A 12121-nucleotide genomic window follows, 5' to 3' on the forward strand; every position below is an offset into this window, starting at 1 on the left:
GTAGTTCTTACTTTGACAAGAGTTACGAAGTCTGAAAGCACTTGGATCATGAAAAGTTCTGAAAAAGTGACCCCCCGAACGGGCTATCACCACGGTGATTTGCGGGCGCAGTTGATCGAGGCGACGCGCCAATTGGTCGAGGAAAAAGGCCCCGATCACCTTTCGGTATCGGAAGCCAGTCGCCGCGCCGGGGTCTCAACTGCCGCACCGTATAAGCATTTCAAAGACAAGAATGATCTGCTGCGCGCCGTAGCGTTTCAGGGGATGGAGCGACAATATGATCAGATGCTGGAAGCCATCGCGCCGCTTGCCCCGCGAAGCCTTGCCCGCATCTCTGCTCTCGGGCACGTCTACATCAACTTCGCCAGAACAGAACCAGCCGTGTTCCGCCTGATGTTCGGCCTTTCGGAGGACCACGCCGACGATGAAGCGATGGTCGAGAAAGGGCGCAGCACCTTTGCCGTCGTTCAAAGGGAAGTCGCTGCATTCCGCGGCAGCGACACCGTCGAGGAGATCGATCTGCGCCGCGCCTTCCAATTGTGGAGCTTCGTGCACGGCCTGTCGTTTCTGCTGATCGATGGGAAGCTGCAGCAGATGGACATACCGCTGAATCTTGAAGACATGCTGGACGACGTGGGGCGGAGAGTGATGCTGGATCACTAACTGCAAGCGCCGTGGACGGCCCAAACCGGACCTTGAGTGCAGCCGTCGAATGCTGCAGTGCGGTCGTGGAGAGCGGACATTGTTCGCACGTCTCCCAATCCAGAACGCCCTTGAGCCATGGCGACCTTCGCCGAAACCGGAAAGACCCTCTGCTCGGGTTCAACTGCTGCTAATCCGCCGTTCAGTTTCCGCCATTAGGCCACGGTTGAAAGCTTGGTAGCCAGCCAAGTACATCTTGGCCAAGCGTCCGCCCATCAGGAAGGTCATGCCGCCCATGATCTCGTCGGATTGGATGAACCGTGTTTTGCCGTCTGCGGTCGGCTCGACCTTGAAGTGGTGGTTATCGCGGATGCCGCCTGGCCCTTTCTCGGCCCAAAAGAACTCCCGACCATCCACAACCGAGATCTTGTGGTCGATCCGAGTGAATTTCTCCTTTTGCGGGTTTGTCTGAAACACCGCAGTGATCGTGGCACCTTCGGCGATTTCGCCTTCGATACCGACCAAGAACGCCGCCCACGCACTGTAGTTGTCGGTGTCGGTAAGCACCGCCCAGACGGTTTCAGGCTCGGCATTGATGATGATGTCGGTGTAGAACTTGTAATGCGCGCGGCTCAGCTTTTCGGTTCTGCCGGAGTCCATAATGGCGGGTCCTTTTTGGTTTGTCTGGGTGGAGGTTATTTGTGGGTTTTTGGTTGACGCCGCGGCTCGTGACGTCCGCCGCTTTGCAAAATCAGAACTGCTAACTGTTTCTGGACTTATCCGAGCATCCGCATCATGAAACGGTCCATCATTCGGTCGCTGAGGATGCGACGGAAGAAAATGGCCTGCCGCACCCCGACACCTGCCGCATATCGGGTTCTGGGGCGCGGTGCCTTGATGGCCGTTAGGATTGCACTGGCAATCACACTCGGCGGAGAGGCTGTCCCTCGCTCGGCGTTCATATTGCGGAACCAGGCCGCCATCTTCTGAGCTATGGCGCTGTAGGGACCGCTGCCAGAGGTCTCAAGCAGGGGCTCGACGAAGCCGCCGACTATCTCGGTATCAATGGCACCGGGTCGGATGACCACCACGTCGATGCCGAACTGAGCCGTCTCGGCCCGCAGGCAGTCGCTGAACCCTTCGAGGGCAAACTTGCTCGACACATACCAGGCGGCAAGCGGCGCATGCACTTTCCCTTCACCGGACGAGACATTAACGATCCTGCCCCATCCTTGCTGGCGCATATGCGGCAACACAAGCTGGGTCAGGCGACCGAGCCCAAAGAAGTTCACATCGAACTGATATCGGGCCTTTTCGATGTCCGTTTCCTCGACCGAGCCATAAACGGACAACCCTGCATTGTTCACGAGGATGTCGACACCGCCATGGTCCCGTTCAATCTGCTGAACCACGGCGACCACGTCCTCTTCTTTGGTCACATCCATCTTGATTGCGATGCAACCTAGAGCCTTCAGATCGTCCATGGCGCCCAACCGGCGGGCCACCCCATAAACGACGTAGCCATCCTTGATCAGTGCCTCTGCGGTGGCCTTGCCGATGCCGCTGGAGGCACCGGTCACCAAGGCAACGCGTGTTGCTTTGCAATTCATGACCCTGTCTCCTCAGACCGCGAACGTCTGGCCGGTCATCTCTTCCGAGAGCTGCCACAGACGTTCAGCCACCACGTGATCGGAGCAGATCGGGTTGCGCATCGCGACGCCGACTTCTCCGCTCATCTCCTCTGGGCCGGTCGGGCCGTAGAAACCGCCACCTTCGACCTCATCTGACAGCGCCGCATAAAAGGAGGGTTTGGCGGCATCGGCGTTTGAATGCAGGAGATGCGCCACTCTGGCCTTCATGGTCTCGCGCTCTTCGTCTCCCAGGCCCTCGAAGAGGCCCGAGTCCGAGCCGCCCGGATGCACCGTCAGTGACTTCAACTTTTTGTCGGCCGCCTTCAGTCGACGGTCCAACTCATCCCCGAACAGCAAACAGGCCAGTTTCGACTGCCCGTACGCCGCCATCGGGTCGCCGCCACAGGTCAGTTCATCTAAATGGATGCTGGCCCCTTTATGCGCGATGCTCGAGAGCGACACGATGCGCGATGCCGGGTCATCCGGAATCAGGTCAATCAGCAGTGCTGTCAGAAGGAAGTGGCCCAATTGGTTAGTGGCGAATTGCAGCTCAACACCATCTGCACTTGTCTGCGCTGCGTAGAGCAGAATGCCTGCGTTGTTTATTAAAACATCAAGCGCGCCGTAACGGGCCCGAAACGCATCCGCGAAAGCCCTGACTGAGGTGAGGTCGCTCAGGTCCAGGATCATAACGTCGAGCGATGCATCCGGGACCTGGGTCAAGACCTCCGCTTTGGCAGCTTCTGCTTTCGCCTGGCTGCGGCAGGCCATGACCACATGGAACCCGGCCTTAGCCATGCCGATGGTGGTTTCAAATCCGATGCCATTGTTGGCCCCGGTAACGATGGCGGTTCTTAGGGAAGGCGAGTTCACTGCGTCTCTCCACAAAAGTGACAAATTACGTATGACTGTAAATATTGACACTCATCCATAGAATGTCAATATGTTGCTCATGAAAAATCGTGACGCTCACATCCTCGATGCTGCCAAACGCCTCTTTCTTCGCTTCGGTGTGAAGCGGACGAGCATGAATGACATTGCAGAAGAAGCAGGCTTATCGCGTCAGACACTCTACAAGGCGTTTGCCAATAAAGATGTGGTCTTACAGGCAACGATCCGATCTCTGGCGGACAAGGTTGTGGTGGATATCGAAGCCGGGCTTCAGAAGGCGAAGGGGCTTGGCGCGCAGCTTGATGTGATCTTCCAGCACACTGTGATCGAGCACTACGATTTTCTGCAATCCTCTCCCAATGCGGAAGACATCATCGCGGGGGTAACTGCGTCTTCACATAAAGAGCTTGAGTCGGGCGCTCAAAGGAACACGGAAATCATTGCCCGGGTTCTGGAGCCGTTTGCCGATCAACTCGCCCACTCCGACTTGGCAGTGGACCAATATGCCGATTTCATCCAAAGGACAGCGACAGCAGCAAAATACGCCGCCAAAAGCCGCAAACATTTGCTCCAACTCTTGGATGCCCTCCGCGTCTCAGTGCTCAGGGTTGCCGAAGCCGACTAAGGGCAGCGCCCAATGCAGCTCATTAGGGCTGGTCGCGTCGTGACCGGCCCAAACCTGCCGTTCACCAATCTGCTTGAATGCTGCGGTGCGGCCCGCCAAAGCGGCCGTTCGCTGCTATTGCGAAATCAAAGGGAGCTCAGAGGTCCGCTAGGGGATACAAAGGCCTTCTGCGTAACTTGCCTTCAGTTCGCGCCCATCCAACGTTCGGATGGCCGAAAACATGCGTGACCGTTGTTGAGCAGTAATCGGGTCCAGCGTTCGCCCAAGCCCGAAAAGCGATTGCCGCAATCGATGCGCCACAGCGACTCGGGTGGCCCAATGCCGATCAATCGGGATCAGGATACCTAGCCCGTTTTGCAGATGTTTAGAAGTTGAGATCGCCGATAGACCGGATTGAAGTCGGACCTGTTTAATGCCCTTTGCAACCTCTACTACGTGCGAAGGTTGCTCTTTAAGTTTGATAGAGCCGGGTGAAGCTTCCGGGACTTGAGCAAGATAGCCAACGCTGGCTGGCGCAATATCCGGTAGCCAGCATACGGGTGCGAGCGGCGCCTCGAGATCAGGATCAACTGCGAAATCGCAACCCCCAATCAGAGGCGGGAAGTAAACCTCTCTGCATGTCTGAAAACTGAGCGCGATACTCCGGGTTTCTACGCAGGCATTCCCAAGCCAATGTGCGGATCGCGTGCCAACGCATCGCGCAAGGCCAGTGTCCTGTGGGCCGTCAGCTCGGTCAGCAGTCGATCAGAAAGCGGTTTTGCCACGTCTTCTTCGTCATCCTCAATTGGGGGTTTCTGGTCATGATCCGCGTCGTCGGGGTTTTCGATCGAGGCAGCATCCGCACCGTCTGATGCATCTTCGGACGGAACAACGGGCTCATCTTCTCGGCGCACATAGCCTCGTTCGACCCTCAGCCGCCCGGACCCATCTAAGCTGACGAACGCACCTGCAAGGGCGAGGTCCTCATCCTCAAACCGAATTGGTCGATCCTGCAATACTTCCATTGCCGTCTCGATTTCACCAAGTCTCTCGTCGACCTCCTCAGGAAGCTCATCAGCATCGGCATGATCGGCTTCCAGAGCTTCAAATTCCGCTTTCAGTGCCTCGTACGTTGTCTCTTCAGCATCGCTCATTGGTTCAGTCGTTCCTTGAATGCGGCGCATTTGGAAAGTGTGCCCATACAGGCAGTTGGCGCAAATAGGCTGCAGGTGCGCTCACGATGCTCGCCAGCTGGCCAAAGCTCCAGTGTGTCGGTGTGACGGGCTCGTCCGTTCCCGGTATCATCAGCGCGAGGCATTCAGGGTCTTCGCGTTTTGCTTCCACGCGGATTGCTGCACTCTCAACTGTGCGGGTTCTGCCCTGATCGGCCCGGGTTTTGACCGACGCAAAAAGTTCATCCAAAGACAGGTATCGCTGATCGTCGGGGCGCGAAAACCACTCTGACGATACGCGGTCCGCATTTTCACCGCGTGACACATCCACCTTATATCCTCCACCAACACCCGGGCGGGCCTCAAAAGACTGATCAACATTCATAAGGGAACCTCCACGATGGACGCCGGAGGCCTCTCCTCCAACTCTAAACCCATCACGAAACTCCCTGCCCTCCTCTCACTCTAGGAGGTTCACGTCGCTGCGACCCCGACAACTGAGGCGTACTCAACTGATCTTTCGGAGAATTGCGAAAATCTGATCGGACGGGTGAACCATTTGCATGGCACTTCTGGCCAAAATCTAACTCAGTATACGTTCGTATATCGAATGTCGGGCACGGCTCCAGATGACCAATAACGATCCCACGACCATGATGCATCCGAACAACGTGACCGAGGACCAAATGGCCGTGGGCGCAAGCACGTTGAGGCGAATTGCAAGGGCTTCCAGCAGCATTGATACAAGCGGAAGGGCTGCCAGGGCCGCTAGGTAGTTCGTTGTTCCAACCCGATATATTGCTCCGAGCGCAAGAAACATCGATGGCCCCCGAAGGGCGACGCCCATAAGAACGGCTGTGCCCCAAAGCGCCGGGTCCAGTAGGATCAACGGATCGTGTACCCAGGCGATCTGCACTGGGAGGATGTTTGTCACGCTCGGAACCGCGAGCGCCAAGGCGGTCAAGCTTCCGGCGACGACAAGCATCACGAAAGCGCTCGCCAGAAGCATGAGGCCCGTGAGGCCCGCACGTTGGCGCATATCCTCGGATTGGTTTTGGGGATGGAGCTCTGCAATGAGGGTCGAGCAGACAACGCACAGCTCTGAAAGGATCATCAGCGCAATGGCGGGGTTGCGCCAGCCGCCCTCGATCACGCCGGCAATCAGGACCAGACCCAGAAGGACCAGGATATGGCCGGGCAGCTCCCACGGGCTTGGGCGGCGGCGCAGGAACGCCCAGACCAGCAGAACGCTTGTTGGCACCGACAGAATGGCGAGGAAGGCGGCATTGGCCGCAGACGTGTGGATCAGCGCCGCTGTGAAGAACGCGGCCGTCATCACCCGCAAGATGCCATAGATCCAGACCCACCTGTCCCTGAGCCGCAACCCCAACGCTTGGATTTGCCCCGTCATGAGGATCAAAAACAGCCCCCCTGCCATCATTTGAATGAAGGTGAACAGCCAAGGATCAAGGTCAAACGTCAGAAGAATGATCCGACTGGCGACCAACAGGATCGACCAGCTGAACAAGGCGCCTACGACCCAGATGGCAGAGGATACTTTCATGAGAGAACAGGTGTCGGCGGGAGTGATTTCATCGTCAAACAATCTATGGTTGATTAATCTTATTGTTTTTGTCAGGTATAAATGACCTAGTCAGACAGCCTTGTCGAGCCCGGTGATTCCTTTCATCGAACGCAAAGGCCACACGCATATGACGTCATTCAAATGGATGAGGCGACAATGAGCCGCCGGGATGAGGACGCCTGCTGTGGGCGTAAACTGGACCCCAAGGAAATCCTTGTGGCAGATGCCGGTCTTGATCGTGACGAAGTGGCGATCCTTACACTCACCCGCTTCTACTTCCAAAGTTTCGCGGTCCCCCAGACCCACGCGTGGATCGGAGCGTTGGAGCATACACAAGCGCACTTTGGCGAAGCACATGGTTTGCTGGTGGCAGGCCGCGTCTTGGGGGCGATCAAGGTGATGCGCAGCACGCGACGTTCCGTGTTTTGCTTCAACTCTCCCACATGTCCGGGGTGTGCCGCGATCCTGACAGAGCACGAGCGGCGGATGATCAGAAGCCTCGCGGCCCTGCGCTGCGGACGTGACGGCCTCGCCCGGACAGAGCTGATGATGCTGTGCGAAGGCAACGATACGGATGATGTCTTGGCGGCCTTCCGCGTGTTGGCACAGGCATTGCCCTATGTGGCCAACCGGGCGGAGGGTGCAAATGTTTACCACTCTGTTCATTGATCTGCGCGCGGCACGCGGCTTTGCCCGTCCCGTTAGTCCGACATGCGAGGGGCGTCTGGGTGATGACCTGCCGCCATTTGTGCGGTTGTTCATTGGCGCAAGACGGGCGGGTCGCTGATGGACCGGGTAGAGGCGCTTGACCCCACAAGCCGCGCCTTGGTGCCGGTTCTGCGCAACTTCGTGGCGGCGTTTCTGGCCCCTGACAGCATGGGATGGCGCCACGCGTTTGCCGCGGCGGTGGGCACTTGGGGTGAGGCGCGCGGGCTTGCGTTGGCCCACCTCTGTCAGGAATTCGTGTACGCTTTGCTGCAAAGTCGCCCCGTGCCGCTTGCGTTTGCCGACCCGATGGATCTGGACGCGCGCGCCACGCTCACGCTGGATGAGCGCACCGTCCTGGCCCTGCTGCTTGCCATGTCCCGAGACGAGCCTGCCCGCGCCCGCGCCCGCGATCTTATCGCAAAGCTCACCGGTGGGCGCGTAGAGGCCGCCGTGGTGCGCACCGGTTTAGCTCTGGCCGCGCGGTTGGATCCGGTCAGTGACCACCGCCCGGTCGCACGACCCAAGCTGCAATTGGTGGGCTAGGCGGTTTCCGCACCAATGTGCTGGATCGTCTCGAACCCCTCAAACGTTGGGCTGCCTTCGTGCAGCTTCATGGTCTTGCCCGCCCCCTTGTGGGCCTCGCGGAAGGCCATGCTCTTGGTCCAAGCCTTGAAGACATCGACGTTCTCCCACACCGTGTGGGAGGCATAGAGGATCGTGCCGTCGTCGGCCTCAGGACCTTTGAGCATGTGGAATTCCACAAACCCTTCCATATCCTTCAGGTGGCTGTCCCGGCCGAGCCAAAGATCTTCAAACGCCTGGGCGTTCTGCACGGTCACGGTGAAGCGGTTCATGGCAATATACATGGGGCAAATCCTATGGTGTCAGCCCGTTCGCCGGGCGAGATGGGGTAGAAGATAGGTCGCGTCCCCCGGAGGGCTCGCGTTGACCTGCAAGGTGCAGCCGTAGGCTTGGCTGAGCGTTACATCGGTCATGACTTGGGCGGGCGGGCCTGAGGCCAGGCAGGAGCCTTGGGCCAGCAGCACCATGTGATCGGCAAACATCGCAGTCAGGTTCAGGTCATGCATCACGGCAATCACTCCGCCCCCACCCCGCGCGTAGTCGCGGGCGATCTCCATGACCTCCAACTGGTGCCCGATGTCGAGGCTTGAGACAGGCTCATCGAGAAACAGCCACCGGGGCTGACCGTCTTGCATCGGCTCCCACACCTGCGACAGGACGCGGGCCAGCTGGACGCGCTGTTGCTCACCGCCCGATAGTTCTTGGTAATATCGCCCCTCGAACCCTGCAAGGCCCACGCGGGCCAGCGCTTCTTGCGGCAGGGCTTTTCGCGCCCCGTCCCGGCCCGCCAAAAGGCCCAAGCGCACGACCTCCAACACCGTAAACGGAAACGCGATCCGAGAGGCTTGGGGCAGGACGGCGCGCCGAGTGGCCAACTCCCACGGTTTGAAAGACGCGATGTCGGTGCCATCGAGGCGGATGGTGCCGGTGTAGGGCGCCTCCTGCGTCATGGCGCGCAGCAGCGTGGTTTTTCCGGATCCGTTGTGGCCGACGATGGCCGTCACCTGCCCGGCCCGCGCCACCATGTCGATGCCGTGAAGGACTTGTGTGGAGCCCAGGGTCACTTTGATGTCTTCAGCACTCAGCATGGGGTCATAGATCCAATAGAGAACGGTTGCGCAGCAGGATCCAAAGGAAGAACGGCCCGCCGATAACGGCGGTAACGATCCCGATGGGCAGCTCTGCGGGGGCAATGATCGTTCTTGAAATCATGTCGGCCACGATCAGCAGCGATGCGCCCAGAAGCGCCGCGTTAGGCAGAAGGAAGCGGTGATCGGGGCCCACAGCGATGCGCAGAAGATGCGGTACAACGATGCCGATGAAGCCGATGCCGCCAGAAACGGCGACGGCTGCGCCGACGGCGGCGGCCACGGTCAGGATCGCGATGGCTTTCATGCGTTGCACGGGAATGCCAAGGTGAGAGGCCGCCGCCTCCCCCAATGCCAGCCCGTTCAGGCTGCGCGCTAAAAAGGGCGCAGCGGCAAGTGCCACGATAATCAGGGGTGCTGCGACGATCAGCTTGAACCATGTCGCCCCAGCCAGTGACCCAAGGCCCCAAAAAGTCAAATCGCGCAGCTGTTGGTCGTTTGCCATATAGACAAGGATCCCGGAGAGGGCCCCAGTCAACGCGCCCAAAGCGATGCCCGCCAAAAGCATAACGGCAACGGACGTGCGTCCCCGGCTTGTGGACACAACGTAAAGCAAGATCGTCGTGACCCAACCACCGAAGAAAGCCGCGAATGGCACAAGGTAATAGCCCACAGCGTCCCGCATCGCGATGGGCAGCAGGCCGCCCAGAACGATCGCTAGGATCGCGCCGAGGCCCGCGCCTGCACCCACGCCCACAAGGCCCGGATCCGCCAGCGGGTTGCGGAACAGCCCCTGCATCACCGCGCCCGACACAGCCAAGGCCGCGCCCACAAGGATACCCATGATCAGGCGCGGCATACGGATGTCGAACAGGACGGTGCGGGTGACGATGTCCAGATCTTCTCCCCGCGCCCAGATGCTGAATACTTCCACCAAAGATATCCCGGACGCCCCTGTCGTCAGGCTTGCAAGGCTCACCACGCCGAGCAGGCCCGCGAGCACAAAGAAACACGCGCGCGCGCGGGCTTCCCTATCACCCGCCAAGGGCAAGGGTACGGATTGGGTGATTTCGGCCATGGATCAGCCGCCGACCGTGCCAAGGGCTGCGGACAGGCGCGCAACGGCCTCGGGCGTGCGGGGGCCGAAGCCCAGAAGCAGCAGGCCATTGATCCGCACGACGCGGTCGGCCTCCGCTGCGGGCGTCAGGCCCAGGGCGGGATGCGCAAAAAGATCCGCGTTACCGGCGGAATGGTCCCCGCCCCGATCCATCATCAAGATCACATCGGGGGCGGCTGACAAGACCGCCTCGTCCGTCAACGGGCGATAGCCTTCAAAGGCGGTCACGGCGTTCTCTCCGCCGGACATCTCGATGATGCCATCGGCCGCCGTGCCGGTGCCCGACGCCATGATCCGCCCGCCCTCCATGGACAGGATGAACATCACACGCGGCGCCTCACCCGTCACCGCTTGGGTCGCCTCCGCCAGTTGCCCGGCGATTGTGTCGGCCAGCTCCGCGCCCGCGTCGGGCACGCCGAGGGCTTCGGCGACGGCGAGGATCTTCGATTGCACGCCCGCCGCGTCGTAGGTCTCGGGCACCGTGATGAAGGTGACTTCGGCGTCGGACAGGACTTCGATGGTCTCGGGCGGCCCTGCCCCGTCCTCGGCGATGATCAGATCCGGGCGCACCGACAGCACACCTTCGGGCGAAAGCGCGCGCATGTAGCCCACATCGGGCAAGGCCTCGACCTCCGCAGGCCAGCTGGAGGTTGTGTCGCGGGCCACCAACAGATGCTCCATCCCCAGCGCGTAGATGATTTCGGTGATGGAGCCACCAACCGCCACAACGCGGGGCTCGTCTTGGGCACGCGCAGGACCGACGACGAACGCCGCAAAGAGGCCCGCCGCCATGATCAGGGCGAGGCCGCCCGGCGTCAGGCGGCGCAGTGAAAACCGAGGACCGAGGCTCATGCCACTTCCTCCGATTGGGCGAGGCGTGGGAGGGCCTCGGTCAGAGCGCGGAACTTGGCGACGTTGTCCTCCTGCCCCTCTTTGCGGTAGGCGAAGCATTGCAGGATCAAGGCACCACGGGCATCGAATGCCTCGATGGATATGGCAGGGCCGCGCTTGGTGGGCTTGTTGACCAGCCAGACTTCGGCCACGTGATCGGCGCGCAGGTGCAGGTTGAAGCCAGGGTCCATGACGTTCTGCCAGGGCCCCATGGGCTTGAGGGAATGGATCGGCCCGGTGTGGATCTGAATGCAGCCGCGATTGCCCACAAACATCATGATCGGAACGGCGGTCTCGGCCATAGCCTGTAGCGCTGTAGTCATTGCCGACGGATCCAGCGCCACCACATGGGGGGCGCCTGCCATACGGTAGGCCCCAAGGCGGTTCATCTTAAGCTTCGACGTCAGGCGCATGAACTGATGCGTGTCGGTCATCTTGGTCCACTCAGCCCGTAAAATATCCGCCTTGTCCGGGTCGCCCTTTGGCACCTCCACTGGCGCGCGCTCCTCAAAGATTGGCACGGCGTCGGGGCCTTCGAGATCACGCAGCATAACGTCCCACATGGCCACGTTAGAACGCTCGCGCAGGATCACTTTGTGCACGGCGTCCCCCGCCGCGTCGAACACCTGAATGGAACGTCGGACACTTCCATCCACCTCCTTCTCCATCGCAAAGGAATGGACCCAGTGGCGCGAAAACAGGCGCAGGTCGATGTCCGCGGTCAGAACAGATGACGCATGATCGCCGGAGTGAAAGTTGTCGTAGACGCCGATCTTCTCGTGCACCGCGCTGTCATTTCGGGTCAGCGCCATGACCTCGCCAAGCGTGCAAATCGCAGGGATCAACTTGGTGGTGTCCGCGACCAGCGGAACCACACCAAAACCCACCTGCGCGGCAACCAAAGCGGCCTCGGGCAGGCCCAGGTTCGTCGCCAGGTCGCGGGGACGGAGTTTGGGGTTGTCGGCAATCGCAGCACGGATTTCTGCTGCGGAAAGAGGAGTGTCTGCGCCCATGTCTGCGCCTCATATCGTTGAATGTGAACGGTAAGGGCTTGCTCCCGCCTCCGCGTCGAAGGGAAGGGCTGGCGCTTGTGCAACTGCGGCAACTTGGCTACATCGCTATTGTTGACGCTTTTAGTCAGATACATTAACCACCGCAAGTATCGCAGGCCACCGCCGGTCACTTTGCCGCGCATACCCCCACGATCTGC

The 12121-nt window shown here is 60.0% G+C and carries 15 protein-coding genes and 1 pseudogene; 4 read left to right on the top strand and 12 right to left on the bottom strand.

Translation table 11 applies throughout. From position 1 onward, the window contains the following. Positions 1–48 precede the first annotated feature (48 nt). Positions 49–663, top strand: a complete 615-nt coding sequence (locus tag AC6I9R_RS12440; protein WP_461425880.1) for a TetR/AcrR family transcriptional regulator — start codon at positions 49–51, stop codon at positions 661–663. A 159-nt stretch (positions 664–822) separates the two neighbouring features. On the opposite strand, the gene AC6I9R_RS12445 is transcribed toward AC6I9R_RS12440, so the two are convergent. The 3 genes from AC6I9R_RS12445 to AC6I9R_RS12455 all read right to left on the bottom strand — a co-directional run bounded on the left by AC6I9R_RS12445 (position 823) and on the right by AC6I9R_RS12455 (position 3146). After that, the gene (locus AC6I9R_RS12445) at positions 823–1302 is read right to left on the bottom strand and encodes an SRPBCC family protein (protein WP_461425881.1); all 480 of its coding nucleotides are present in this window, start codon (positions 1300–1302) and stop codon (positions 823–825) included. Positions 1303–1418: 116 nt separating this feature from the next. Continuing rightward, positions 1419–2252, bottom strand: coding sequence for an oxidoreductase (locus AC6I9R_RS12450; protein ID WP_461425882.1), 834 nt, complete (start codon positions 2250–2252; stop codon positions 1419–1421). Positions 2253–2264: 12 nt separating this feature from the next. Further along, positions 2265–3146: an oxidoreductase gene (locus tag AC6I9R_RS12455; RefSeq protein WP_461425883.1), complete on the bottom strand. Its 882-nt coding sequence runs from the start codon at positions 3144–3146 to the stop codon at positions 2265–2267. 79 nt (positions 3147–3225) lie between these two features. Here AC6I9R_RS12455 and AC6I9R_RS12460 point away from each other — a divergent pair, with 79 nt between their 5' ends. Continuing rightward, positions 3226–3789 carry a TetR/AcrR family transcriptional regulator gene (locus tag AC6I9R_RS12460; RefSeq protein WP_461425884.1) on the top strand — a complete coding sequence of 188 codons (564 nt, stop codon included), beginning with the start codon at positions 3226–3228 and terminating at the stop codon, positions 3787–3789. Between the two features lie 565 nt (positions 3790–4354). Here AC6I9R_RS12460 and AC6I9R_RS12465 read toward each other — a convergent pair. From AC6I9R_RS12465 to AC6I9R_RS12480, 4 genes and pseudogenes are all read right to left on the bottom strand, one after another. Further along, positions 4355–4486, bottom strand: coding sequence for a transcriptional regulator domain-containing protein (locus AC6I9R_RS12465; protein WP_461425885.1), 132 nt, complete (start codon positions 4484–4486; stop codon positions 4355–4357). After that, positions 4440–4922, bottom strand: coding sequence for a hypothetical protein (locus AC6I9R_RS12470; RefSeq protein ID WP_461425886.1), 483 nt, complete (start codon positions 4920–4922; stop codon positions 4440–4442). Before AC6I9R_RS12470 ends, AC6I9R_RS12465 begins: the two co-directional genes overlap by 47 nt. A gap of 49 nt (positions 4923–4971) precedes the next feature. Further along, a pseudogene (locus tag AC6I9R_RS12475) lies at positions 4972–5325 on the bottom strand (DUF932 domain-containing protein); the annotation flags it as partial. Positions 5326–5523: 198 nt separating this feature from the next. Then, complete coding sequence (locus tag AC6I9R_RS12480) at positions 5524–6504, bottom strand: EamA family transporter (RefSeq protein ID WP_461425887.1); 981 nt, start codon at positions 6502–6504, stop codon at positions 5524–5526. A 177-nt stretch (positions 6505–6681) separates the two neighbouring features. Between AC6I9R_RS12480 and AC6I9R_RS12485 the strand changes: the two genes are divergently transcribed. Both AC6I9R_RS12485 and AC6I9R_RS12490 read left to right on the top strand, forming a co-directional pair. Further along, complete coding sequence (locus AC6I9R_RS12485; RefSeq protein ID WP_461425888.1) at positions 6682–7194, top strand: hypothetical protein; 513 nt, start codon at positions 6682–6684, stop codon at positions 7192–7194. A 117-nt stretch (positions 7195–7311) separates the two neighbouring features. Further along, positions 7312–7776, top strand: coding sequence for a hypothetical protein (locus AC6I9R_RS12490; protein WP_461425889.1), 465 nt, complete (start codon positions 7312–7314; stop codon positions 7774–7776). Here the strand turns inward: AC6I9R_RS12490 and hmuQ are convergent. From hmuQ to AC6I9R_RS12515, 5 genes are read right to left on the bottom strand one after another with little or no spacing between them, the layout of a single operon-like run. Continuing rightward, positions 7773–8099, bottom strand: coding sequence for a heme-degrading protein HmuQ (gene hmuQ, locus AC6I9R_RS12495; protein WP_461425890.1), 327 nt, complete (start codon positions 8097–8099; stop codon positions 7773–7775). The two genes, AC6I9R_RS12490 and hmuQ, sit on opposite strands and share 4 nt — an antisense overlap. Before the next feature lie 18 nt (positions 8100–8117). Further along, a complete protein-coding gene (locus tag AC6I9R_RS12500; RefSeq protein ID WP_461425891.1) occupies positions 8118–8903 on the bottom strand; it encodes a heme ABC transporter ATP-binding protein in 786 nt (261 codons plus the stop codon). A gap of 4 nt (positions 8904–8907) precedes the next feature. Further along, the gene (locus tag AC6I9R_RS12505) at positions 8908–9981 is read right to left on the bottom strand and encodes a FecCD family ABC transporter permease (RefSeq protein WP_461425892.1); all 1074 of its coding nucleotides are present in this window, start codon (positions 9979–9981) and stop codon (positions 8908–8910) included. 3 nt (positions 9982–9984) lie between these two features. Beyond that, positions 9985–10872 carry a heme/hemin ABC transporter substrate-binding protein gene (locus tag AC6I9R_RS12510; protein WP_461425893.1) on the bottom strand — a complete coding sequence of 296 codons (888 nt, stop codon included), beginning with the start codon at positions 10870–10872 and terminating at the stop codon, positions 9985–9987. Next, complete coding sequence (locus AC6I9R_RS12515; protein ID WP_461425894.1) at positions 10869–11924, bottom strand: hemin-degrading factor; 1056 nt, start codon at positions 11922–11924, stop codon at positions 10869–10871. The genes AC6I9R_RS12510 and AC6I9R_RS12515 overlap by 4 nt, the downstream gene beginning before the upstream one ends. Positions 11925–12121: the final 197 nt, after the last annotated feature.

Source organism: Gymnodinialimonas sp. (genome assembly GCF_059726805.1).

Excerpts from the sequence above, each read along its gene's own strand:
- AC6I9R_RS12480 (WP_461425887.1), bottom strand. The coding sequence starts at position 6,504 with ATGAAAGTATCCTCTGCCATCTGGGTCGTAGGCGCCTTGTTCAGCTGG.
- hmuQ (WP_461425890.1), bottom strand. The coding sequence starts at position 8,099 with ATGTATATTGCCATGAACCGCTTCACCGTGACCGTGCAGAACGCCCAG.
- AC6I9R_RS12485 (WP_461425888.1), top strand. The coding sequence starts at position 6,682 with ATGAGCCGCCGGGATGAGGACGCCTGCTGTGGGCGTAAACTGGACCCC.
- AC6I9R_RS12450 (WP_461425882.1), bottom strand. The coding sequence starts at position 2,252 with ATGAATTGCAAAGCAACACGCGTTGCCTTGGTGACCGGTGCCTCCAGC.
- AC6I9R_RS12445 (WP_461425881.1), bottom strand. The coding sequence starts at position 1,302 with ATGGACTCCGGCAGAACCGAAAAGCTGAGCCGCGCGCATTACAAGTTC.
- AC6I9R_RS12515 (WP_461425894.1), bottom strand. The coding sequence starts at position 11,924 with ATGGGCGCAGACACTCCTCTTTCCGCAGCAGAAATCCGTGCTGCGATT.
- AC6I9R_RS12500 (WP_461425891.1), bottom strand. The coding sequence starts at position 8,903 with ATGCTGAGTGCTGAAGACATCAAAGTGACCCTGGGCTCCACACAAGTC.
- AC6I9R_RS12510 (WP_461425893.1), bottom strand. The coding sequence starts at position 10,872 with ATGAGCCTCGGTCCTCGGTTTTCACTGCGCCGCCTGACGCCGGGCGGC.
- AC6I9R_RS12470 (WP_461425886.1), bottom strand. The coding sequence starts at position 4,922 with ATGAGCGATGCTGAAGAGACAACGTACGAGGCACTGAAAGCGGAATTT.
- AC6I9R_RS12505 (WP_461425892.1), bottom strand. The coding sequence starts at position 9,981 with ATGGCCGAAATCACCCAATCCGTACCCTTGCCCTTGGCGGGTGATAGG.
- AC6I9R_RS12465 (WP_461425885.1), bottom strand. The coding sequence starts at position 4,486 with ATGCGTTGGCACGCGATCCGCACATTGGCTTGGGAATGCCTGCGTAGA.
- AC6I9R_RS12440 (WP_461425880.1), top strand. The coding sequence starts at position 49 with ATGAAAAGTTCTGAAAAAGTGACCCCCCGAACGGGCTATCACCACGGT.
- AC6I9R_RS12460 (WP_461425884.1), top strand. The coding sequence starts at position 3,226 with ATGAAAAATCGTGACGCTCACATCCTCGATGCTGCCAAACGCCTCTTT.
- AC6I9R_RS12490 (WP_461425889.1), top strand. The coding sequence starts at position 7,312 with ATGGACCGGGTAGAGGCGCTTGACCCCACAAGCCGCGCCTTGGTGCCG.